The sequence below is a fragment of the Rhizobium sp. C4 genome (assembly GCF_021026315.1).
Lineage (GTDB): Bacteria > Pseudomonadota > Alphaproteobacteria > Rhizobiales > Rhizobiaceae > Ensifer_A.
In genome coordinates this window covers 279,853-299,927 of the sequence record NZ_JAJNCX010000004.1, presented here as the reverse complement: position 1 = coordinate 299,927, position 20,075 = coordinate 279,853, and the positions used below count along the sequence as shown (strand labels likewise).

Below are 20,075 nucleotides of genomic sequence, written 5' to 3'. Positions count from 1 at the left end.
CCGCCAAAAAACCGTTGCGCATCGTTAAAAAGCCGCAATTGGTTCAGGCAATCTGCAGCGCAAGGAGCGCGCAGACGAAGCCCGCAAGCCAGTAGCAGGCATGGTCGAAGACCCTGATCGCGCGTCGGATATCCGAGGAGCTCGCATGCCTCCGCCCGCCGATATTGAGCATTTCCTCGTTGACCAGCTCACCATGATAGACGCGAGGTCCCGCCAGCTGGACATTGATGGCTCCCGCCATCGCAGCCTCCGGCCACCCCGAATTGGGGGAGCGATGCTTGCCGTGATCGACGATCGCCGTGCGCAGCGACCGCTTCATCGCGGCAAAGCCCTCCGCCGTCCAGGCGGCAAGCGCGATGAAGACCGCGGAAGCCCGCGCCGGCAGCAGATTGACCAGATCGTCCCACCGCGCCGATGCCCAGCCGAAATAGAGATATTTCTCGGACTTGTGGCCAATCATGGAATCGGCCGTGTTGATCATCTTGTAGGCGAACAGGCCGGGCAGCCCGAGAAGCATGTACCAGAAGGCGGGTGCGACGACGCCGTCGGAATAGTTTTCGGCGAGGCTCTCGATCGCCGCGCGGCTGACGCCTGCGGCATCGAGCGTCTGCGGATCACGGCCAACGATCATCGCAACCTCGCGACGGCCGCCGGTCAGCCCCTCCTCGTTCAGCGCAAAGGCAACCGCACCGACATGATCGGCCAGGCTCTTCTGGGCCAGCAAGATGGCAACCACGCAGACCTCCATGAAGAGGCCGATCGCCCAGAGCCCGGAAAAGACAGCCGAGATCAGAACCCCGCAGGCAAGGGCCAGCACCGTGAGCAGCACGGCGGCCAGAATGCCCCGCGACCTCGCTGCAGCCGGCGGAAGCCCCGGCACGTTCAACCGACGGTCTGCCGCCGCCACCGCCTTGCCGAAGAGCACGACAGGATGCGGAACACGCGCCCAGAGACGCGGCGGATCGCCAACTGCCTTGTCGATCAGAAGCGCCAGAAACAGGATCGCCAGACGAAACCAAATCATGCCTCATTCCAGTCCTGCAGTGCCAGCGCCAGCCGATCGAGTTCGCCCTGATCGGCGGGGAGGCCGATGCGCATCCAGTCACTCCCGTAATCAAAGATTCGTGTCAGAATTCCGTGATGGCCGAGATGATCGAACAACGATGCAGCATCCGGCGTCTCGATCAGCAGGAAAAGTCCCGCATTGGCCCGGACCCGCAGCCCCGCGCCCGCGATCACGATCTCAAGCCCGGCGGCCCGTTGCCAAATCTCACGCCGGATCTCCTGCGCATCGAGCCCGAAGCAATGCCGCGCCAGCGCCAGCGCCGGTCCGGAAACCGGCCAGGGGCCGAGCCCCGCCTCAAGCGGGCCAGCATGACGATCCCCGGCAATCGCAAACGAGAGCCTGGCGCCCGCAAACCCGAAAAACTTGCCGAAGGATTTCAGCACGACGAGATGCGGATGATGCGCGACAACACCGGCAAGGCTCGCCTCCGGATGCATCTCCCCGAAAGCCTCGTCAACGACGAGTGTCGCGCCACGCTCCGCGAGATCGAGTGATAGCGCCAGGAGGTCCGCACGCGAATAAAGCCGCCCGTCCGGATTGTTCGGGTTGACGACGACGACAGCCTGATGATCGGCCGTGACCGCTGCGAGCGTTGCAATCTCATCGACATGATGACCCGCCGCGGAGAAGACGGCGCGATACTCGCCATAGGTCGGCGAGAGGATGGCAACCCTGCCCTTCCCCAAGTTGCTGGCAAGCAGGCGGATCAGCGGCTGGGTGCCGGCCGCAGCGATCGGCAAAACCTCACCGCTGCCGTAGAACCGCCCGGCGGCCCGGCGGACATCATCATGCAGATCGGCATCCGGCAACCGATGGAACAACTGCGGATCGAAAGCCGGCAAGGCTGGCGGGACGGGATTGATGCCCGTCGACAGATCGAGCCAGTTTTCGGGCGCGATCCCGAAGGCCCGCGCGGCAGCGGACACGCCGCCGCCATGGAAGACACCACTCATGACCGGTCACCGTCGAGATCGATCAGATGCAGGTATGACCCGGCAACCCGCCCGCGCTTCATCCCCATGGGCCCGAGATCGGCACCCAGCGCATCCTCGACGCGGAACAGCGGCTCGGCCTTGCCGGCCTGAACGACGCTCGAATAGTGGAATTCATGGGCGCGCAGCGGCGCCTGAAAGATCGAATCGTCTGCCGGACGCGCAACACGCAGGCCCAGATGCCGCTTCCGGGTCTCAAAGGATGTGGTGACCGGCAACAGGCCCAGCATCGCATGCGCGCTCCCCGCAGCATCGATCAGCGCCTCGCCAAGCACCATGTAGCCGCCGCATTCCCCGTAGACCAGCGCGCCGCGCTTCACCGCATCCCGCATGCCGGCAAAGAAAGTCTCCGCATCAGCGATCCGGCCGGCCTGAAGTTCCGGGTACCCGCCCGGCAGATAGACCGCATCGGCGCGCGCGTTCGGCGCTTCGCCGGCAAGTGGCGAGAAGAAACTGAGTTCCGCCCCCTGCCCGCGCCAGCCCTGCAGCAGATGCGGATAGGAAAAAGCGAAGGCCTCGTCACGGGCAACCGCAATGGTCTGCCCGAGTGGCGGCAAAAGCACCGGAACCTCCAGCGCATCCGCTTCGTCCCTGCGCGCAAGCTTCGCCAGTGCCGCAACATCGCAATGCGTCTCGACCCGCGCTGCGGCATGCTCGATGAAATCCTCCAGCGCCTCATGCTCGGCCGCCTGTACCAACCCGAGATGCCGCGCTGGCAGCTTCAATGCCTCATCGGTCGGCAGCGCACCGAAAATGGTGAAACCAACACGCTCCAGCGAAACACGCAGCATGGCCTCATGCCGCACGCTGCCAACGCGGTTGAGAATGACGCCGGCAACGCGCACATCCTTGCGGAAATCGCGGTAGCCGGATGCCAGCGCCGCCACCGAATGCGACATGCGCGCGCAATCGATGACCAGCACGACGGAGAGATCGAGCTGGGCTGCAAGATCTGCCGGCGAACCGGACCCGTCGCTTGCGCCATCGAACAGCCCCATCATGGCTTCCACGACAAAATGCCGCCCGCCGCCATGGCCTGCGGCCATGACATTCAAAAGTTCTGGCCGCATGCCCCAGGGATCGAAATTGAAGCAGACCTCGCCGGAGGCGGCCGTGTGAAAGGCCGGGTCGATGTAATCCGGCCCCGCCTTGCCCGGCGCGATCTTCAGCCCGGCATTCTTCAGCGCCCGCAACAGGCCGAGCGTGACGGTCGTCTTGCCCGAACCGGACGACGGCGCTGCGATCAGCAATCCACTCATTCGGCAGCCTTCGCGTAGTCCGGCATCAAGCCGTCGGTGTCGAGTTGCCGGCCGGAAAGCGCCCCGAGCCAGTCCATGCCCTTGCGGAAGCGCACCACCTCGCCGATGACCACGATCGCAGGCGGCTGGAGGCCGGACGCCTCGACATCGGCCTCGGCACGCGCCAGTGTCGTCTCCAGGACCTGCTGCTCGGGCGTGGCCGCATTACAGACAAAGGCAACCAGTTCGTCCGGGGAGCGTCCCGCAGCAATGAGATTGGCGGAAATCTGCCCGATATGCTTCATCGCCATATACATGACGATGACCGGCGAACCGCGCCCCAGCGCCTCCCAGTCGATCCGGTCCGGCACGATGCCGGACGAATCATGGCCGGTGAGAAAGGTCACGGCGTGATTGATCTCGCGATGCGTCACCGGAATGCCGGCATAGGCGAGCCCGCCGATCCCCGCCGTAATCCCCGGCACGATGCGGAAGGGAATGCCATGCTGAACCAGCGTCAGCGCCTCTTCGCCGCCGCGCCCGAAGACGAACGGATCGCCCCCCTTCAGTCGCAACACGCGATGGCCCTCACGCGCCAGATCGACGAGGCGCAGCGAAATATCGCGCTGCTTGACGGAGGGCTTGCCGCCGCGCTTGCCGGCATATTCGAGGATTGCGTCAGGCCGCGCGAGCTTCAGGCACTCATCGTTGACCAGAGCGTCATAGACGATGACATCCGCCTCGCCGAGCGCCTTGGCGACGAGCAGCGTCAACAGACCCGGATCGCCGGGTCCTGCGCCGGCGAGCCAGACGCTTCCCTTCTCGATCTCGGGCAGTTTCGCGAAAAGCATGTCCATAACAAATGTCCTATGAGCGGCGCTCGAAAAATGCAACGGCGGAATGAATTGCCGCCTTTCCTGCCCCCGTCCGCAGCCCTATAATCCGCACCATGACAGATACCCCCGAAACCGCCCGCATCGACAAGCCGGACGCCGCCTTGCGAACGGGCTGGACAACGGGCGCCTGCGCCACGGCCGCGACCAAGGCGGCGCTGACCGCGCTGATCACCGGCGACTTCCCCGACCCGGTCGAAATCACGCTGCCGCGCGGCGAAACCCCGGCCTTCGCGCTCGCCTTTGAAACACTCGGCGACGGCTACGCCATGGCCGGCATCGTCAAGGATGCGGGCGATGACCCCGACGTGACCCATGGCGCGACTGTAGTCGCCGCCATCCGCCCGCTCCCGCCTGAAAGCGGCATCCGCTTCCGCGCCGGCGAAGGCGTGGGCACCGTCACCAAGCCCGGCCTGCCGGTCGAGGTCGGCGAGCCGGCCATCAACCCCGTGCCACGCTCGATGATGATGGCGGAGGCGGTCGCGCTTTGCGAGGAGGCCGGCCTGCCCGCCGATCTCGAAATCACCATTTCCATTCCCGGCGGCGCAGCACTGGCCGAGAAAACCTGGAACCCGCGCCTCGGCATTGTCGGCGGGCTCTCCATCCTCGGTACGACGGGCATCGTGCATCCCTTTTCCTGCGCCGCCTGGATCCACTCCATCCATCGCGGCATCGATGTCGCCCGCGCCGAAGGGCTGACGCATCTCCTCGGCGCCACCGGTTCGACATCGGAAAAGGCGGGCCAAGACTTCCATCGCCTGCCGCTCGGCGCGCTGATCGACATGGGCGATTTTGCCGGCGCGCTTCTCAAATATCTCCGCGCCCACCCCGTTGAGCGCCTGACGATCGCCGGCGGCTTTGCCAAGATGACGAAGCTCGCGCAAGGCGCGCTCGACCTCCATTCCGGCCGCAGCCAGGTGGATATGGATTTCTACCTGTCGCTCCTGCCGGGGATCGACAGCGCGCTCGCCAACCGGATTCAATCTGCGAACACCGCGATGGAAGTCCTCGAAACGACTCGTGAAACCGGCATCGACCTCGCCGGCTTGATCGCCACCCGCGCCCGCGAAAAGGCGCTGGAAACGCTGCGTGGCGCGCCCATCAAGATCGACATCCTGATCACCGACCGGCAGGGAACCATCATCGCCCATGCCGAATGATGCACCGCCCGGAAGCCCCGAAAAAATCCTGATCCTCGGCGGCACGAAAGAGGCCGCAGAATTGGCGCGCGAACTTGTAGCCAAAGGTCTCGACGTCACCACCTCGCTTGCCGGCCGCACCAGGGAACCCGCGCCCCTCGACGGCAAGGTCCGCATCGGCGGCTTCGGCGGCGCCGAAGGCCTCGCCGCCTACCTGACAGCCGAAGGCTTCACCCGCGTCATCGACGCCACGCATCCCTTCGCCAGAACCATCTCCGCCAATGCTGTCAAAGCCTGCGAGATCGCTGCGAGACCGCTCGACATCCGCACCCGCGCACCGTGGCAGAAGCAACCGGGCGATATCTGGATCGAAGTCCCCACACTAGAAGACGCAGCCGCCGCCCTGCCCGCAAACACCCGCGTTCTCCTCGCACTCGGCCGCCAATATCTCGACGCCTTCTCAGCGCGCTCGGACTGCCACTTCGTGATCCGCATGGTCGATCCACCCGAAAGCCCGCTGGCATTCGCAAGCCACACCATCCTCACCGCCAAACCATCACCCAACCCGGACGAGGAAGCCGCCCTTCTGCGCACCCACGCCATCACCCACCTCGTCTGCCGCAACTCCGGCGGCGACGGGGCCTATGCGAAGATCGTGGCGGCGAGAACGATGGGATTGCCGGTGGTGATGGTGGGGCGTTAGCTCTGAGCCACCCGACAGACCCGCGCACAAGGGTTGCATTGCAGCCATTAGTTTACGCAATTTGATACGAAACGCCGCTAAGCTGCATGCATGAAACCCGTGCGAACAGGCCGGGACAGATCAGCGGTCTTCAAGAGGTTGCGCATGGCTGACGAACAGTATCAAACCCATTTCATCATCAGCGTCTTCGACGTCGAGCTCTGGTGCCCTGTACTGGAAACACGGTTCGCGGTCGACGATATCCAGGCCCTACGGGCAATTGCCGAATCCGACGCTGAGCAGGACCCAGATTTCGATTGGCACTATTCCCTCGATGCTGCAGACTTAACGGCCATCGCCGAACGATTTGGCGTGGCATTCGAGATACCCGAAAGCGACTTCCCGGAATGCGACCTTTGGCTGAAACGCGAGAAAACGAACGATGCCCTCGCGGAAGCGCCCTATCTGATCCATACAAATTTCGAATTGCCGCTGTTGTTGGAGGGCCGAAAAAAGCTTGCCCGGTTTACAAATATCTACCCACCAGAGGCCGAGCAAGCATTCGACAAATGGGTGATGGAAGGCCTCCTGCACAAGCACGTCATTGAAAGGCCCGTCCCTGAGTTCTTGATGCCCTTTGCGATCGACCCAGATCATAAGGTTGATCGCGACGTCTATTAAACGCTGAAAGGTGAGGAATGGCGCATCCCGGCAATGGAGTTGCTTTGGCAAAGCGCCAACGCCGGCGATGGCTGGACCGAGCAACATGAGCGGCTTCAGGGAATGCTGTTCGGCTACGAAGACTGGCAGAATAACTGGTGGCTTGAGCGGTGCAACCGCGTCAACGGAGGTGTCGGCGGCATGCCCTTATGCTGCGCGGTCGACGCTGAAGGCTTCGAATGGATCAAGTCGTCCGGTTTCGGCGCACTGCCGCCAATCGGCTCGGAAGAGTTGGAAGTCCGATATTGCTACCAAAACGATGAGCCCGGCGACCTGGAAGCCATGCTGACGGGCACAGCCAATATTGCCGTGATCCGCTTCAAAGTGTCTTATGCCTTGCGACAAGAACTCTTTCCAATAGGACGTGAGAAGACCGGGCCGTTTCGGATCAAGCGCAGCCAGATTCCGAGGATCAACAGCCATCTGAAGAGGCACGTCGACGTCTTGCTGAAAAAGTGGCCGTCAGTCAAGGCGGCGAGGTCAGCCGCCAGACGCCTTTCGAAGTGCTTCGCTCATCCGGGAACGCCAATCCTTGCCCTGCTGCTGAAACCGTTCGATCACATCAGGATCGAGACGCAAAGTCACGGCCTGCTTGGGCTTTTCGACACGCGGACGCCCGGCTTTTCGCGCCTCGTTGAGCCCTTCAAAGAAGCTTTCCGGCAAGACTTCTCGGGCCGGTTTCATCCGGGCGAAATCATCCGCCGTGAATTCGGGGCTATCGACAGCGTCCCAGTCGGCGTGCGTATAGCCACGCCCGGCCTGAAAGGTCTTGGGTCTATTCGGTTTTACGGTCACGAAACAGTCTCCTTTCCGACTGGCCGGCAGGGCGGAAACTGATGACGGACATGGCCTCCACACCCAACAGGGCGTAGATGACCACCGCCGTTCCATCGTCAAGGCGGCCAACCGCCTTGTAGCGTCCGTCTCGGGCCGTCAGGATGAGCGCGTCCTCCCAGCCAAAATGAATGACATCGGCGAAATCGAGGCCGTGCTTATCCAGATTGGCGAGGCGTTTCGGCTCATCCCAGACAATTTTCATGGCAATAAATGTACACGAAAATTCAGCTCGCAACCAGTCGAAAGATCAAGCAGTCCGCTCAGTCCTCGTTCACCGACACGATCGTGTCGTGGATCAGCTTCAGCACGGCCTTGTCGTCGATGCCGACGGCGATCTTCTGGCTCGGCAGGTTATCCCAATCGGACGGGCCGAAGCCGCGACCATCGGGCTTCTGCTGGGTCTTGCCATCGGCGATCCCGCCGCAGACGACGCGGACGGTGCCGGAGCGCGTGGTGAAGAGTTCCGGTGCCACGACATAGGCGCAGGCGCAGCTGTCATGGACGACCATGCCGTCATCGACGAGGCCTTCGTAGAAGTCGATATAGAATTGCGACAGATCGAAGAGCAGCTTGCCGCGACGGCCGGCGGCGTCGGCGATATCCTTGAGCTGCGCGCGCGTCATCACGGTCTGCATGGTGACATCGAGACCGATGAAGACGACCGGCCAGGTCGCCGTCGCAATGATATCGGCGGCTTCCGGGTCGCCATGGATATTGGCCTCGGCGGCGGGCGTCACATTGCCCGGCACTTCGAAGGCGCCGCCCATGATGACGACTTCCTTGACCAGCGAGACGATCTCCGGATCCTGCTTCAGCGCATTGGCAAGGTTGGTCATGCGACCGACGGCGACCAGCGTCACCTCGCCCGGATACTTGCGCACCATGTCGATGATGAACTGCGCGGCCGGACGCGGATCGGTCTCGATATCCACCGTTTCCGGCACGCCGATATTGCCGAGGCCGTCGGCGCCATGAATATGCTTCGGCGGCTCATGCGTCACGCGATGCGGGATGAAGGTCTCGCCGGCACCCTTGACGACGGGCGCATCGATCTTCCATTCGCGCTTCAGGAACAGCGCATTGCGCGTCGTCACCTCGATCCGGGCATTGCCGAAAACGGTCGTGATGCCCAGAAGATCGATGTCGGGATGATGATGCAGGAAGAGAAGCGCCATGGCGTCGTCAACGCCGGGATCGGTGTCAAAAATGACCTTATGCATGAAGTTTGTACCTTTTTATAATCGAAATCTTGGCGCTCAGGCGATGACATCAAGTCTTATCCGGATAATGTCGCCCACTGCAACCCTTGCCGCCTTGCGCACCGACGCCTTCAACGGAAGAAGATAACTGGCGGAATTCTTGTCGGGAAAGATCGAGGTCTCGACGCTCGTTTCATGGATGGTCGCGCGCACCTTCACCATGCCCCAACCGATTTCCAGATTTCGGCCTCGAATTCCATCCGTTCCAGATCCGCCATCAGAAATCGGATGCGGCATAGGCCGCAAGCAGCTCCGGGAAGCGCTCCATCGGCGCGAACGTTTCGAAACTGTGTTCCGCCGCCGTTTTTGCCCAGGGCAGCATCTCGGATGTGTAAGTCTCGATGAACGGCTTGTAGCCTCGGCTGTCGTCAATCAGCGTCGAGCGCACATTGACATGTGGGCCCATCATGTCGGCGCGGGTAAACATCCAGCTCTTGCAATCGGGGCAGAAATGATGATTCAGCGCCTGCTGAAGACCGCCAAGCACCGTCTCGCCCTGAACGAGTTCGAAATTCTCCAGTGCGTAGAACGAACTCAGCGAAAAGGCACTTGCCGTCATCTTCTGACAGCCGGTGCAATGGCAGGCCATGGTGATCATCGGCCGCCCCTTCACCCGGAACCGCACCGCGCCGCAACGGCAACCGCCGTCGCGATAATCGTCATTCGTCGTCATGCTCAAACTCCCTTTGAGGGAGAGCTTAGCAACGGATCATGACGCTTCAACCGAACTTTTCTTCTTTCCCTTGTTTCGCAGCACATGGCTGAACGAAGCATTGTAGAGATCGCTGTCGCGGAACTCGACTTCGCCGAAGACCTTGCCGACGAAGATCAGCGTGGTGCGCGTCAGCTTCGCCTTGCGCACCTCTTCCTTCATGCCGGCAAGCGTCGTGCGGATATATTGCTCGTCGGGCCAGGTGGCGCGATAGGCGATGACGACCGGGCAATCCTCACCGTAATAGGGCACGAGCGCGTCGTGCACATAGGTCAGATTGCGGATCGACAGGTGGATGGCGAGTGTCGCCCGCGACTGCCCGAGAATTTCCAGCGTCTCGAATTCCGGCATCGAAGACGCCTTCATGCCGGTGCGGGTGATGATGATCGTCTGGGCGATTTCCGGCAGCGTCAGCTCCGCCTTCATCTTCGCCGCCGCTGCAGCAAAGGCCGGCACCCCCGGCACGACCTCATACGGGATGCCGAGCGCATCGAGCCTACGCATCTGCTCGGCAATCGCCCCATAGATCGACGGATCGCCGGAATGGACGCGGGCGACATCCTTGCCTTGGTTATGCGCCGCCTTCATGTCGGCCACGATCTCATCGAGATGCATGGGCGCGGTGTCCTTGACGATGGCGCCTTCGGGCGCGCATTTCACCGTCTCTTCAGGAACCAGTGAACCCGCATAGAGGCAGACCGGGCAGCTTTCGATCAGACGAAGCCCGCGCACGGTGATGAGATCAGGCGCGCCGGGACCGGCGCCGATGAAATAGACAGTCATGTTGCTTTCCTTGGCAAATGGCTTTGCACTCGGCTTGCGGCTGCGCCATCAGCGCAAAGGGAGCCGACAAACGGGCGAAATCGGGCAGTCTGGTCCCTCTTCTCCCCTTGGGGAGAAGGTGGCCCAAAGGGCCGGATGAGGGGTACCCACAGCGAGAAGAGATGGGAACCCCTCATCGCCTCACTCCGTTCGGCACTTCTCCCCAAGGGGAGAAGAGGTCGCCGCCGATACAAGCTCTGCCCCATCACGTCCGTCCCATCCCGGAATCCGACTTTCCGGAATAGCCGCGTGGCGTATAGACCCAGGTCTTGCCGTCGCCGGTCGTGACCGTCCGGCTTTCCGACGAACCAACGACAACCACCGTCAACATATCGACCTCCTCGATATTCAACGCACCGAGCGGAACCGTGCGCACCGTTTCGCCCGGTCGGCCGAGATTGGTGGCGAGCACGACTGGCGTCGAGGCCGGGCGATATTTCAGCAGCTCGTCGCGGGCGTAAGCCAGCTGCGTTCGCCGCTTCATCGAGACGGGATTGTAGAAGGCTATGACGAAATCGCCCTCGCCCGCCGCCTTGACGCGTCGCTGGATATGCTCCCATGGCGTCAGGAGATCCGAGAGCGAAATGGTGCAGAAATCATGTCCCAATGGCGCGCCGATGCGGGCGGCAGCCCCTTGCAGCGCCGAAATGCCGGGCGAGCATTGGACCTCGATGCGCGAGGCCGCATCCGAAATGCCGCCCTTGTCGAAAAGCTCGAAGACCAGCGTCGCCATGGCGTAAATGCCGGCATCCCCGGAGCAGACCAGCGCCACATCGCGGCCTTGCCCCGCAAGCTCCATGGCATGGACGACACGCGCCTCTTCCTTGCCAAGATCGAAATCATGCCGAACCTTGCCCTTGGTGAGCGAGCCCAGCAGATCGAGATAGAGCGAATAGCCGACGAGATCGGTCGAGGCTGCCACCATCTCCGTCACCTCCGGAGAGCGCCAGCCCTCCGAACCCGGCCCGATGCCGACGACGAAGAGCCGACCACGCGCCCGGCCGATCTGAGCCGGATCGATGATATCAGCGGCACGCGCAATCGCCGCCGTCGCCCCCTTGGACTTGATCTTCGGGAAAACCAGCGCGCCCGCAGCACCCACCGCCGCCAGCGCCGCGCCCTCGGCCACGCCATGGCAGCCGACTTCGGCAAAGACGACATCGGACGGGTTCTTCAAACGCGGCGTCTCCCGCTCCAGCGTCGCGGCATCGAAGAACCGCGCCGGCACGCCAAGATGCGCCGCCACTGCATGGATCGCCGTTTCATCCGCCTTCAGATCCAGCGACACGACGGCCGCAATGGACTGTCGGGCAAAACCACTCTCGGCAATCGCCTTCTCCGCCAGCGCAATCGCCTCGCTTACATCGCAGCCGCGCTCGCAACCCATGCCGAGCGCCAGCGTGGCGGGGTGATAGATGAGTTCGAGAGGGCCTGCGGCGTGGGGCTGGTCGGTGATGGTCAGGGTGACGTTTCCGCCTTCGGCAAAGGGTAGCTTGGAATTGGTGAGCCAGCCGCTTGCTCCAATCTCCCCCCTTGAGGGGGAGATGTCGGCGCAGCCGACAGAGGGGGGTACGGCAGATGCAGGAGCAAGCGGCTTACCCCCCTCTGCCCTGCCGGCGTTCGTCACTGCAATCGATTCACCGGATCGATTGCTTCGCTGCGCGAACCGCTCCTCACCCCCCTCAAGGGGGGAGATTGGCAGAAGGGTTGCCCCCGCCACAAGCTCCGCCATCACAGCCTTCGCCGCGTCCGGGTTCGCCAGCTTCAACCCCGTCGGCGGCGCATCCAGCGCAATGCCAAACCGCAGATCCCCCGCCGTCGTAATCGCAGCACTCCCCGCAACCGCAGCCGCAATCCCGCGCGCCAGATCGTTCGCCCCATGATGCCCGCCGAGAAGCGGCACGACGGACGAGCCGTCTTCGGCAACCGCAATCACCGGCGGTTCCGTCATCTTGTCGGCAAGCAGCGGCGCAACGAGCCGGATCAGTGCGCCCGATGCCATGACGGCAACGATGGGGCGGCCGGCGGAAAACAGCGCCTGAACCTCCACCCGCGCCTCATCGAACAGCCGGTCGGCTATAGTCACGCGCGCCCGCGCACCGACAAGCTCGCCGCCAAGGACGTCCGCGATGGCGCGGCCGAGCGCGGCTGCCTGTTCGCTCAGGATGATGACGGCAGGTCTGGTCATGCGGAATGGTCTTTCGTGAGAATGGGCAGACGGGAAATCCAGTCCTCCTGCCCCTTGTAGATCAGGATCAGCGAAAAATAGGGCGCGGCATCCTCAAGCACATCGGCAAGCGGAAACACCCGCTCATTGGCAAGCGAAACGCGCTCCAGATAGCCGGCGCAGTCGATCAGCCCCATTTCGGCAATGAGATCGCGGATACGGGAAAAATGCCGCCCGACCTTCATGATCGCCACCGCATCGGAGGCTTCAATGCGCGCACGCATCACCGCCGTTTCGAGCGGCCCGGGGATCACCGTCAGGATATCGTTGCGCGCCGTCAGCGGCCGCCTCAGCGCCGCAGCCCCCGCCATGATGGAGGAGACACCCGGCACGATCTCCACCTCATAGCGTGCTTCAAGACGCTCGAAGAGATACATGAAGGAGCCAAAGAAAAACGGATCGCCCTCGCACAGAACCGCGACATCGCGCCCAGCATCAAGATGCGCGGCAATATCGCGCGCTGCTGCATCATAGACGTCCTGTGCCGGATAGCGCTCCACCCGCATCGGCATGACGATGGGTATCTCGACCTGTTCGGGCTTGAGATACTGCTCGGCAATCTGCCGCGCGAAACTGGGGCCAGTATCGGGAGCCGGATAGGCTATGACGGGTGCCGACGTCATGATCCGATGCGCCTTCAACGTGATCAGTTCGGGATCGCCGGGACCGAGGCCGAGGCCATAGAGTTTACCAGCCATGCACCCTCCCGTCCTCTCCCCTTGTGGGAGAGGATAGTAAGCCCGCGCGAGCCAAAGGCGAGTGCCTGGGCGCACTTGGTGAGGGGTTACGTGGGCGGCGCCTCAGTCGATCTCCCCCCTTGAGGGGGAGATGGCCGGCAGGCCAGAGGGGGGTACCGGCAACCGCCTGAGGGTGTGAAACACCCCCCTCTGTCGGCTGCGCCGACATCTCCCCCTCAAGGGGGGAGATTGGAGCAAGCATCGCCATCATTCCCACCCCTTCTGCACCGACCACAGCGTCACCGGCATCATCGGCTTGAACGCCGAGAACCGCCCCACCGGCTCGGCGCGCGACACCGCCATGCGCACGAGATCTCCACCCAGTTGCGCCTGAAGCGAGATCAGCGCCATCTCGCCCTCGACCGTCACGGCATTGGCCACCAGCCGGCCGCCGGGCTTCAGCGCCGCCCAGCAGGCCTCGAACACGCCCTCGCCCGTCACGCCGCCGCCGATGAAGATCGCGTCCGGCGCTTTCAGGCCTTCAAGCGCCGCAGGAGCCTCGCCCTCGACAATCTGCAAGCCCGGCACGCCAAGCTCGGCGGCATTTTGCTGGATCGTCTCGACGCGCTCCGGCTTTTGCTCGATGGCAACCGCCCGCCCGCCGGCGCGCATCCATTCGACCGAAACCGAGCCGGAACCCGCGCCGACATCCCAGAGCAGCGCATTGCGATAGGGCATGAGATGAGCCAGCGTCACCGCCCGGATTTCCCGCTTGGTGATCTGCCCGTCATGCACGAAGGCATCGTCAGAAAGCCCCGGCACCAGCGGCAGGAAAGCTGCCGCACGGACGAGATGAATGCCGATCGTGTTGAAATCGGCGAAGTCCGGCGCACCGTCCAGAATGTCCTCGACGGTCAGAAGGCTGACCCGCTCGCGCTCGCCGCCCATATGCTCCAGCACATGGATATGCGAGCCGGCATAGCCGCGCGCGACAATCAGTTCGGCCACCTCGCGGATCGTCGCCGCATTGGAGGTTAGCGCCAGAATGCGCGCCGCCGGCTGCAAATGGCGGATCAGCGTTTCGACCGGCCGGCCATGCAGCGATATCTGCTCGACATCCTGAAGCGCCCAGCCCAGCCGGGCTGCGGCCAGCGAAAAGGCGGACGGATACGGGATGACGCGCATTTCCTGCGGATCGAACTGCCGGCGCAGCGTCGAGCCGATACCGAAATGCATCGGATCGCCCGTGGCAATGATCGTCACCTGCGTGCCGCGCAGCGCAGCTATCCGGTCCATCACATCGCGATAGCCCTCGGCCCAGTTGATCACCGTCTTCGGCGGCAGGCCTTCGAGAACGGTGTCGAGCCGTTCGGCGACGACAATCGTCTCCGCCTGCCAGATATAGGACAGCGCCTCCGGCGTGATGCTGGAAAGCCCGTTATCCCCGATGCCGACAATGGTGAGCCAGGGCTCATCACCAGGCTCAGTCCCCTCAATATCCTCAGTCATTCGCCCCCAATCCCCCGGCAAGCGCATTCACTGCCGCCGCCGCCATGGCCGATCCGCCACGACGCCCCCGAACCGCAATGAAAGGAATGCGTGAACTGTCTCCGATAAGTGACTCTTTTGATTCAGCTGCCCCGACAAAACCGACCGGAAAACCGAGAATGATCGCGGGCTTCGGTCCACCCGCCGCGATCAGTTCCAGCAGCCGGAACAGCGCCGTCGGCGCATTGCCGATCGCGACCACCGCCCCCTCCAGCCGATCGCCCCAGAGATCGACCTGAGCGGCCGAACGCGTATTGCCGATCTCGCTCGCCAACGGGCGCACGCGCGGATCGTTAAGCAGGCAGACGACTTCGTTATCCTTGGGCAAGAGCCGGCGAATGATCCCATGCGCCACCATTTCCGCATCCACGAAAACCGGCGCGCCAGAGGCAAGTGCAGCCTGCCCCGCGTCAAAAGCGCCAGCAGAAAACGCGATATCGCCGGCCAGATCGACCATGCCGCAGGCATGAATCAACCTCACAGCCAGCGCATCCATCCCCTTGGGAAACCGCGACAAATCCGCTTCGGAACGGATGGTTTCGAAGGACTTCGCGTAGATGGCGGCGGGGTCGCGGATGTAGGAGAGGTCAGCGGACAAGGATACCCCCCTCTGCCTTGCCAGGCATCTCCCCCGCAAGGGGGGAGATTGGATGGAGGAACCGCCCCGCTCTAACCAAGAACTTTTCCGCCCGGCTCAAACGCCAAAGTGCGGAATAGTGCGCGCGCAACCAGTCAATCTCCCCCCTTGAGGGGGAGATGTCCGGCAGGACAGAGGGGGGTAAGCCAAGGCACACGCCCATCACCCCTTCTTCAGGCTCTTCGGACCGAGCGGATGATCGGCATGAGGATAAGGCGCATGGTGGTGATCGTGGTCGTGGCTGTGGCCATGGTCATGACCGTGATCATGATGCCCGTGGTCATGTGCGTGATCATGGGAATGCCCATGATCGTGGTCATGATGGTGGTGTCCGTGATCATGGTGATCATGCCCATGGTGCTCATGGTGGCCATGATCGTGATGATCATGCACGTGGTCATGCCCGCAGCCGCAATCCGGACCATGGACATGGCCGGTGCGCTCATAATCCGCTTCGTCCAGCTGATCCGCCACGACATGCTCCAGCTTGGCATATTTGCCGCCGAGCGTGATCGAGGGCGCGTAGTCGAAGGCGGGTTCGAGCGGTGCCGGGCTGGCGTGGCTGTGCACCGGCGTCCACGGCAGGCCGTGCTTGCGGCAGAAGGCTTCCTCGCGGCAGGAGGCATCGCAATCGCCGTTGCACGGACAGTTTTCCAACCCGCCGCCAATGCCTTCGACGTGATGGTGATGGCTTTCCTGCGGCTGGCCGACAGAGGCCTCGAAGCCGAGCGCCTGTTCGCGATACTTGCACATCTGGCAATTCATCAGCGCCTGGCCTTCAAGGATTTCCGTGACGCGATCCTGGAAGGCATCGAGCACAAGCGGATGGTCGTTGAGATAAGGCGCCTTGACGAACTGGATCTCGGGATGGCGGGCCGCCACCTCATCGGTGGAGGAATAGATGCGCTTCACCAGAACGCCGGTGAAGAGGAAATACGGGAAGACGATGATGCGCTTGTAGCCAAGGCGCGACACATGCTCCAGCGCCGGCTCGACCAGCGGGAAGGTGACGCCCGAATAGGCCGTCTCGCCCCAGCCGAAGCCCATGCCTTCCCAAAGCATGCGCATGACCTTGGCGACATTTGAATTGGCGTCCGGATCAGAGGCCCCGCGCCCGACGACCACCAGCATCGTGTCATGCAACGACATTTCGCCATGTTCGCGGTTTGCCGCATCGACCGCTTCCTTGATGCGATCGCCGGCCGCGCGGATCATCTTGAGATCAATGCCAAGCTCGCGCCCGTAATTGACCGTCACGCCGGGGTTCTGCGCCGCCCAGGTGTTGAGCACGGAGGGAATATCGTTCTTGGCGTGGCCGGCGGCAAACAGCATGCCGGGAACGGCGAGAATGCGCGTCACGCCGGCATCGCGCAGCTTGTCGAGGCCGTGGGAGAGAACCGGATTGCAGAATTCGAGATAGCCATACTCGACCGGCAGATCGGGATAGCGCTTGCGCAGCTCTTCCGCGATCACGGAGAACTCGCGCGCCGCGTTCTGGTTTCGGCTCCCATGGCCGCAAACCATGATTCCAAGCTTTTCCGTATGCTGAAGCATGACAGTCTCCCGTTTCGCGTTATCCCAATGCACGAAACGGCGCGAGCGCTTGCGCATGGCAACGCCCCACCTCCCCGACAGCCCCGGATCCAAGCCCCCGAATTGGGTCAGCCGCACCGGATTTGCTTCAGTCCTGAAAAGGACGCCGCCGTACATCTTGAACGATCGGTGTTAGCCGAAGCACGCGCCTGGGTCAAACCGGATTGCGCCTGCCAAAGGTGCGTTTGCGCCAAGCCTGTTCTTGTCACAGGAATTGCGACGGAGACCAAATGGCATTTGCGTTTTTCGCCCGCCGGTGCGACATGTCGGCCCTCGTCCCCGCGAAAGCCTGCCCGTGCTCGAAATCACCCTGCATCTCCTCGTCTTCCTTTTCATCGCAGCCTTCGTTGCCGGCTTCATCGATTCCATTGCTGGCGGCGGCGGGCTGATCACGGTTCCAGCCCTGCTGATCGCCGGTGTCCCGCCGCTCGAAACGCTCGGCACCAACAAGCTGCAATCCCTGTTCGGCGCGGGCTCGGCGACGCTCGCCTATGCCGCCAAGGGGCATGTTCGGCTGAAAGAACAGCTGCCGATGGCGCTCATGTCCATGCTGGGTGCAATGATCGGCGCAAAGGTCACGACCTATATTCCCGGCGATGTACTGAAAGCCTTCCTGCCGCTTCTGCTGATCGCAGTCGCGCTCTATTTCGGCCTGAGGCGCGACATGGGCGACGATGACCGCCATGCCCGGATCCGCCCCTTCGTCTTCGGCCTGACCTTCGTGCCGATCATCGGCTTTTATGACGGCATGTTCGGCCCCGGAACGGGCTCCTTCTTCATGCTCGCCTTCGTCACCATGGCCGGCTTCGGCATGCTGAAGGCGACCGCGCATACGAAACTTCTCAACTTCGCCTCCAATATCGGCGGCTTCATCATCTTCAGCATCTCGGGCGTGATCCTCTGGAAGGTCGGCCTCACCATGGCCGTCGGCCAGTTTCTCGGCGCCCAGACCGGCTCGCGGCTTGCCATGCGCAATGGCGCAAAAATTATCCGCCCGCTGCTGGTCGTCACCTGCATGGCGCTGGCGGTGAAGCTGCTGGCCGATCCGGCCAACCCCGTGCGGGTGTGGCTGGGGATGTGATTGCGGCAACCTTGCCCTTCTACTATATTGAACTTCCACAGGAGCGGTAGAAGGAAACATGGATGTCTGCCCTTACCATTAGCCTGTCCGACGAAACGGTGGAAAAGCTCGACACGCTCGCTCAGGTTCAGGAGAGCTCGCGATCTTCGCTTGTCTCACGCGCCATAGAAGAGTTCATCGCGAAGGAAAATTGGCAAATCGCCGAAATCCAGGCCGGCCTCGATGAAGCCGAGAAAGGCGATTTCGCGAGCGACGATGATTTGAAGATCATCATCGACCGATATCGCGCATCTGGACGCTAATCTTGGTGGTCCGGAAAATCCGCTGGACCCGCCGAGCCCTACGCCGACTGGATGAAATTGGTGCCTACATATCCGCGCAGAATCCGAACGCTGCCTCCAAGGTCTTGAATCGCATTGTCGTCGCCGCAGATTCCCTCGCCAGCCAACCTGAAATGGGGCGCGACGGCCGCATCAAAGGAACCCGCGAACTGGTTTTGCCGGACATCTCCTACGTCATCGCATACCGCGTGGCGGAAACATCTGTCGACATTCTTACCGTCGTTCACACCTCTCGCCGCTGGCCCACTTTTCTTTGAAATCCCCTTTAACGGGAAGGATCAGCACACATGGACGAGCGTTTGGACCAGATGTCAAACCTCGACGCCTGAACCTTAATATTCAACACCCTTCTGCGCCTTGATGCCCGACCGGAACGGATGCTTCACCAGCTCCATCTCCGTGACCAGATCGGCAATCTCGATCAGCTCGTCGCGCGCATTGCGTCCCGTAAGCACGACATGCGTCATATGCGGCTTCTCGGTCTTGAGAAAATCCACCACCTCGTTGATATCGATATAGTCGTAGCGGATCGCGATATTGATCTCGTCGAGCAGCACCATCGACTTCTCACCCGAGGCAATCAGCTCCTTCGCCTTGGCCCAGGCCGCCTGCGCTGCCGCAACGTCACGCGCGCGGTCCTGCGTCTCCCAGGTAAAGCCCTCGCCCATCGTGTGGAATTCGCAGAGATCCGAAAAACGCGCCAGGATCAGGTCGCGCTCACCCGTCGACATGCCCCCCTTGATGAACTGCACGACCGCCGACGGCATGCCATGGGCGATATGCCGGAAGATCATGCCAAACGCAGCCGTCGACTTGCCCTTGCCCTTGCCGGTATGAACGACGATCAGCCCCTTCTCGTCGGTCTTCGTCGCCATGATCTTGTCGCGCGCGGCTTTCTTCTTCGCCATCTTCTCGGCGTGACGCGCATCGTCCTTGGGCGTGGTCTCTTCGGCTTCAGTCACTTTGCAGGCTCCTCGATTTGCGTTATTCTTACATTTGTCCATCGACAGGAAAACGTAAAAATGAGCGATACAGCAACGCTGTCGTCCAAATTCCAGATTTCCGTTCCCAAAGCGGTGCGGGAAAAGGAAGACTGGCATCCGGGGCAGAAATTCGCCTTCGTACCGGGCGATGGCGGTTATCTTCTCGTGCCGGTTCCCTCAGTGACAGAACTGCGCGGACTCGCCAAGGGAGCCGACCGCGCCGATATCCGCGACCGGCGTGACCGCACCTGATGCGCGTCATCGACTCGTCCGTCTGGATCGAAATTCTCGCCGATGGTCCATGCGCGGGCCGCCTGCTTGAGGACGTTCCGGCTCCGCAGGAAATTGCCATGCCATCGATCATCGAGCTTGAGCTGGCCAAATGGATTGCGCGCGAGGCCGACTCCGCCACGCTGCGCAAATTCCTCGCCTTCTCAAGCCAATGCATCTCAGCCCCTCTCGACACCAAACGCGCGCTCATGGCAGCCGAGGTTCACCGCGACCTGAAACTCGCGACGGCCGACGCGATCGTCTACGCCGCAGCACTTGAGTTCGAGGCTGAACTCGTCACCTGCGATCGGCATTTCGAGAGCCTGCCGCAGGTCCTCTACATCCCCAACAAATAGCA

General features: G+C 62.4%; 24 protein-coding genes. 8 read left to right on the top strand and 16 right to left on the bottom strand.

Features of this window, described 5'->3' with window-relative positions:
* Positions 1 to 43 precede the first annotated feature (43 nt).
* Genes cbiB through cobA form a run of 4 tightly spaced genes read right to left on the bottom strand, consistent with a single transcriptional unit; the run spans position 44 to position 4,153 of the window.
* Positions 44 to 1,024, bottom strand: coding sequence for an adenosylcobinamide-phosphate synthase CbiB (gene cbiB, locus LQK84_RS10150; RefSeq protein WP_230828577.1), 981 nt, complete (start codon positions 1,022 to 1,024; stop codon positions 44 to 46).
* On the bottom strand, positions 1,021 to 2,019 hold the full coding sequence (gene cobD / locus LQK84_RS10145) for a threonine-phosphate decarboxylase CobD (RefSeq protein WP_230828576.1): 999 nt from the start codon (positions 2,017 to 2,019) through the stop codon (positions 1,021 to 1,023). The genes cbiB and cobD overlap by 4 nt, the downstream gene beginning before the upstream one ends.
* Entirely contained in the window at positions 2,016 to 3,317 is a 1,302-nt protein-coding gene (locus tag LQK84_RS10140; protein ID WP_230828575.1) for a cobyrinate a,c-diamide synthase, read from the bottom strand. The genes cobD and LQK84_RS10140 overlap by 4 nt, the downstream gene beginning before the upstream one ends.
* Positions 3,314 to 4,153 (bottom strand): uroporphyrinogen-III C-methyltransferase, encoded by an 840-nt coding sequence (gene cobA, locus LQK84_RS10135; RefSeq protein WP_230828574.1) that lies wholly within the window; start codon positions 4,151 to 4,153, stop codon positions 3,314 to 3,316. Before cobA ends, LQK84_RS10140 begins: the two co-directional genes overlap by 4 nt.
* 92 nt (positions 4,154 to 4,245) lie before the next feature.
* Between cobA and LQK84_RS10130 the strand changes: the two genes are divergently transcribed.
* The 3 genes from LQK84_RS10130 to LQK84_RS10120 all read left to right on the top strand — a co-directional run bounded on the left by LQK84_RS10130 (position 4,246) and on the right by LQK84_RS10120 (position 6,691).
* Positions 4,246 to 5,349, top strand: coding sequence for a cobalt-precorrin-5B (C(1))-methyltransferase (locus LQK84_RS10130; protein WP_230828573.1), 1,104 nt, complete (start codon positions 4,246 to 4,248; stop codon positions 5,347 to 5,349).
* Positions 5,339 to 6,031, top strand: a complete 693-nt coding sequence (locus tag LQK84_RS10125) for a cobalt-precorrin-6A reductase (protein ID WP_230828572.1) — start codon at positions 5,339 to 5,341, stop codon at positions 6,029 to 6,031. The genes LQK84_RS10130 and LQK84_RS10125 overlap by 11 nt, the downstream gene beginning before the upstream one ends.
* Before the next feature lie 144 nt (positions 6,032 to 6,175).
* A complete protein-coding gene (locus tag LQK84_RS10120) occupies positions 6,176 to 6,691 on the top strand; it encodes a hypothetical protein (RefSeq protein ID WP_230828571.1) in 516 nt (171 codons plus the stop codon).
* Positions 6,692 to 7,210: 519 nt separating this feature from the next.
* On the opposite strand, the gene LQK84_RS10115 is transcribed toward LQK84_RS10120, so the two are convergent.
* The 11 genes from LQK84_RS10115 to LQK84_RS10065 form a co-directional block, all read right to left on the bottom strand.
* Positions 7,211 to 7,525: a BrnA antitoxin family protein gene (locus tag LQK84_RS10115; RefSeq protein WP_230828570.1), complete on the bottom strand. Its 315-nt coding sequence runs from the start codon at positions 7,523 to 7,525 to the stop codon at positions 7,211 to 7,213.
* Entirely contained in the window at positions 7,506 to 7,769 is a 264-nt protein-coding gene (locus tag LQK84_RS10110; protein ID WP_230828569.1) for a BrnT family toxin, read from the bottom strand. Before LQK84_RS10110 ends, LQK84_RS10115 begins: the two co-directional genes overlap by 20 nt.
* Positions 7,770 to 7,827: 58 nt before the next feature.
* Positions 7,828 to 8,787, bottom strand: a complete 960-nt coding sequence (locus LQK84_RS10105; RefSeq protein WP_230828568.1) for a nucleoside hydrolase — start codon at positions 8,785 to 8,787, stop codon at positions 7,828 to 7,830.
* Between the two features lie 36 nt (positions 8,788 to 8,823).
* Entirely contained in the window at positions 8,824 to 9,063 is a 240-nt protein-coding gene (locus LQK84_RS10100; RefSeq protein ID WP_230828567.1) for a DUF1905 domain-containing protein, read from the bottom strand.
* A complete protein-coding gene (locus tag LQK84_RS10095) occupies positions 9,044 to 9,499 on the bottom strand; it encodes a GFA family protein (RefSeq protein WP_230828566.1) in 456 nt (151 codons plus the stop codon). The genes LQK84_RS10100 and LQK84_RS10095 overlap by 20 nt, the downstream gene beginning before the upstream one ends.
* Positions 9,500 to 9,535: 36 nt before the next feature.
* Positions 9,536 to 10,321 carry a precorrin-4 C(11)-methyltransferase gene (gene cobM / locus LQK84_RS10090; RefSeq protein ID WP_230828565.1) on the bottom strand — a complete coding sequence of 262 codons (786 nt, stop codon included), beginning with the start codon at positions 10,319 to 10,321 and terminating at the stop codon, positions 9,536 to 9,538.
* A gap of 244 nt (positions 10,322 to 10,565) precedes the next feature.
* Positions 10,566 to 12,548, bottom strand: a complete 1,983-nt coding sequence (gene cobJ, locus LQK84_RS10085) for a precorrin-3B C(17)-methyltransferase (protein ID WP_230828564.1) — start codon at positions 12,546 to 12,548, stop codon at positions 10,566 to 10,568.
* Entirely contained in the window at positions 12,545 to 13,285 is a 741-nt protein-coding gene (cobI, locus tag LQK84_RS10080; RefSeq protein ID WP_230828563.1) for a precorrin-2 C(20)-methyltransferase, read from the bottom strand. Before cobI ends, cobJ begins: the two co-directional genes overlap by 4 nt.
* Positions 13,286 to 13,531: 246 nt before the next feature.
* A complete protein-coding gene (gene cbiE / locus LQK84_RS10075) occupies positions 13,532 to 14,773 on the bottom strand; it encodes a precorrin-6y C5,15-methyltransferase (decarboxylating) subunit CbiE (RefSeq protein ID WP_230828562.1) in 1,242 nt (413 codons plus the stop codon).
* Complete coding sequence (locus tag LQK84_RS10070) at positions 14,766 to 15,410, bottom strand: precorrin-8X methylmutase (RefSeq protein ID WP_230828561.1); 645 nt, start codon at positions 15,408 to 15,410, stop codon at positions 14,766 to 14,768. The genes cbiE and LQK84_RS10070 overlap by 8 nt, the downstream gene beginning before the upstream one ends.
* Before the next feature lie 201 nt (positions 15,411 to 15,611).
* Positions 15,612 to 17,003: a sirohydrochlorin chelatase gene (locus LQK84_RS10065; RefSeq protein ID WP_230828560.1), complete on the bottom strand. Its 1,392-nt coding sequence runs from the start codon at positions 17,001 to 17,003 to the stop codon at positions 15,612 to 15,614.
* A gap of 334 nt (positions 17,004 to 17,337) precedes the next feature.
* Here LQK84_RS10065 and LQK84_RS10060 point away from each other — a divergent pair, with 334 nt between their 5' ends.
* The 3 genes from LQK84_RS10060 to LQK84_RS10050 all read left to right on the top strand — a co-directional run bounded on the left by LQK84_RS10060 (position 17,338) and on the right by LQK84_RS10050 (position 18,721).
* The gene (locus LQK84_RS10060; RefSeq protein ID WP_230828559.1) at positions 17,338 to 18,123 is read left to right on the top strand and encodes a TSUP family transporter; all 786 of its coding nucleotides are present in this window, start codon (positions 17,338 to 17,340) and stop codon (positions 18,121 to 18,123) included.
* 62 nt (positions 18,124 to 18,185) lie between these two features.
* Complete coding sequence (locus LQK84_RS10055; protein WP_269071961.1) at positions 18,186 to 18,425, top strand: CopG family ribbon-helix-helix protein; 240 nt, start codon at positions 18,186 to 18,188, stop codon at positions 18,423 to 18,425.
* Between the two features lie 2 nt (positions 18,426 to 18,427).
* Positions 18,428 to 18,721, top strand: coding sequence for a type II toxin-antitoxin system RelE/ParE family toxin (locus LQK84_RS10050; protein WP_230828557.1), 294 nt, complete (start codon positions 18,428 to 18,430; stop codon positions 18,719 to 18,721).
* 75 nt (positions 18,722 to 18,796) lie between these two features.
* On the opposite strand, the gene cobO is transcribed toward LQK84_RS10050, so the two are convergent.
* On the bottom strand, positions 18,797 to 19,426 hold the full coding sequence (gene cobO / locus LQK84_RS10045) for a cob(I)yrinic acid a,c-diamide adenosyltransferase (RefSeq protein WP_230828556.1): 630 nt from the start codon (positions 19,424 to 19,426) through the stop codon (positions 18,797 to 18,799).
* A gap of 60 nt (positions 19,427 to 19,486) precedes the next feature.
* Here cobO and LQK84_RS10040 point away from each other — a divergent pair, with 60 nt between their 5' ends.
* A complete protein-coding gene (locus tag LQK84_RS10040; RefSeq protein ID WP_230828555.1) occupies positions 19,487 to 19,699 on the top strand; it encodes an AbrB/MazE/SpoVT family DNA-binding domain-containing protein in 213 nt (70 codons plus the stop codon).
* On the top strand, positions 19,699 to 20,073 hold the full coding sequence (locus LQK84_RS10035; protein ID WP_230828554.1) for a type II toxin-antitoxin system VapC family toxin: 375 nt from the start codon (positions 19,699 to 19,701) through the stop codon (positions 20,071 to 20,073). Before LQK84_RS10040 ends, LQK84_RS10035 begins: the two co-directional genes overlap by 1 nt.
* Positions 20,074 to 20,075: the final 2 nt, after the last annotated feature.

What these genes read in the sequence shown, in the direction of transcription:
- cobJ (WP_230828564.1), bottom strand. Translation starts at nt 12,548, where the DNA reads ATGACCAGACCTGCCGTCATCATCCTGAGCGAACAGGCAGCCGCGCTC.
- cbiB (WP_230828577.1), bottom strand. Translation starts at nt 1,024, where the DNA reads ATGATTTGGTTTCGTCTGGCGATCCTGTTTCTGGCGCTTCTGATCGAC.
- LQK84_RS10105 (WP_230828568.1), bottom strand. Translation starts at nt 8,787, where the DNA reads ATGCATAAGGTCATTTTTGACACCGATCCCGGCGTTGACGACGCCATG.
- cobA (WP_230828574.1), bottom strand. Translation starts at nt 4,153, where the DNA reads ATGGACATGCTTTTCGCGAAACTGCCCGAGATCGAGAAGGGAAGCGTC.
- LQK84_RS10110 (WP_230828569.1), bottom strand. Translation starts at nt 7,769, where the DNA reads ATGAAAATTGTCTGGGATGAGCCGAAACGCCTCGCCAATCTGGATAAG.
- LQK84_RS10095 (WP_230828566.1), bottom strand. Translation starts at nt 9,499, where the DNA reads ATGACGACGAATGACGATTATCGCGACGGCGGTTGCCGTTGCGGCGCG.
- cobD (WP_230828576.1), bottom strand. Translation starts at nt 2,019, where the DNA reads ATGAGTGGTGTCTTCCATGGCGGCGGCGTGTCCGCTGCCGCGCGGGCC.
- LQK84_RS10125 (WP_230828572.1), top strand. Translation starts at nt 5,339, where the DNA reads ATGCCGAATGATGCACCGCCCGGAAGCCCCGAAAAAATCCTGATCCTC.
- LQK84_RS10120 (WP_230828571.1), top strand. Translation starts at nt 6,176, where the DNA reads ATGGCTGACGAACAGTATCAAACCCATTTCATCATCAGCGTCTTCGAC.
- LQK84_RS10140 (WP_230828575.1), bottom strand. Translation starts at nt 3,317, where the DNA reads ATGAGTGGATTGCTGATCGCAGCGCCGTCGTCCGGTTCGGGCAAGACG.
- LQK84_RS10100 (WP_230828567.1), bottom strand. Translation starts at nt 9,063, where the DNA reads ATGCCGCATCCGATTTCTGATGGCGGATCTGGAACGGATGGAATTCGA.
- cobI (WP_230828563.1), bottom strand. Translation starts at nt 13,285, where the DNA reads ATGGCTGGTAAACTCTATGGCCTCGGCCTCGGTCCCGGCGATCCCGAA.
- LQK84_RS10040 (WP_230828555.1), top strand. Translation starts at nt 19,487, where the DNA reads ATGAGCGATACAGCAACGCTGTCGTCCAAATTCCAGATTTCCGTTCCC.
- LQK84_RS10055 (WP_269071961.1), top strand. Translation starts at nt 18,186, where the DNA reads ATGTCTGCCCTTACCATTAGCCTGTCCGACGAAACGGTGGAAAAGCTC.
- LQK84_RS10130 (WP_230828573.1), top strand. Translation starts at nt 4,246, where the DNA reads ATGACAGATACCCCCGAAACCGCCCGCATCGACAAGCCGGACGCCGCC.
- cbiE (WP_230828562.1), bottom strand. Translation starts at nt 14,773, where the DNA reads ATGACTGAGGATATTGAGGGGACTGAGCCTGGTGATGAGCCCTGGCTC.
- cobM (WP_230828565.1), bottom strand. Translation starts at nt 10,321, where the DNA reads ATGACTGTCTATTTCATCGGCGCCGGTCCCGGCGCGCCTGATCTCATC.
- LQK84_RS10065 (WP_230828560.1), bottom strand. Translation starts at nt 17,003, where the DNA reads ATGCTTCAGCATACGGAAAAGCTTGGAATCATGGTTTGCGGCCATGGG.
- LQK84_RS10035 (WP_230828554.1), top strand. Translation starts at nt 19,699, where the DNA reads ATGCGCGTCATCGACTCGTCCGTCTGGATCGAAATTCTCGCCGATGGT.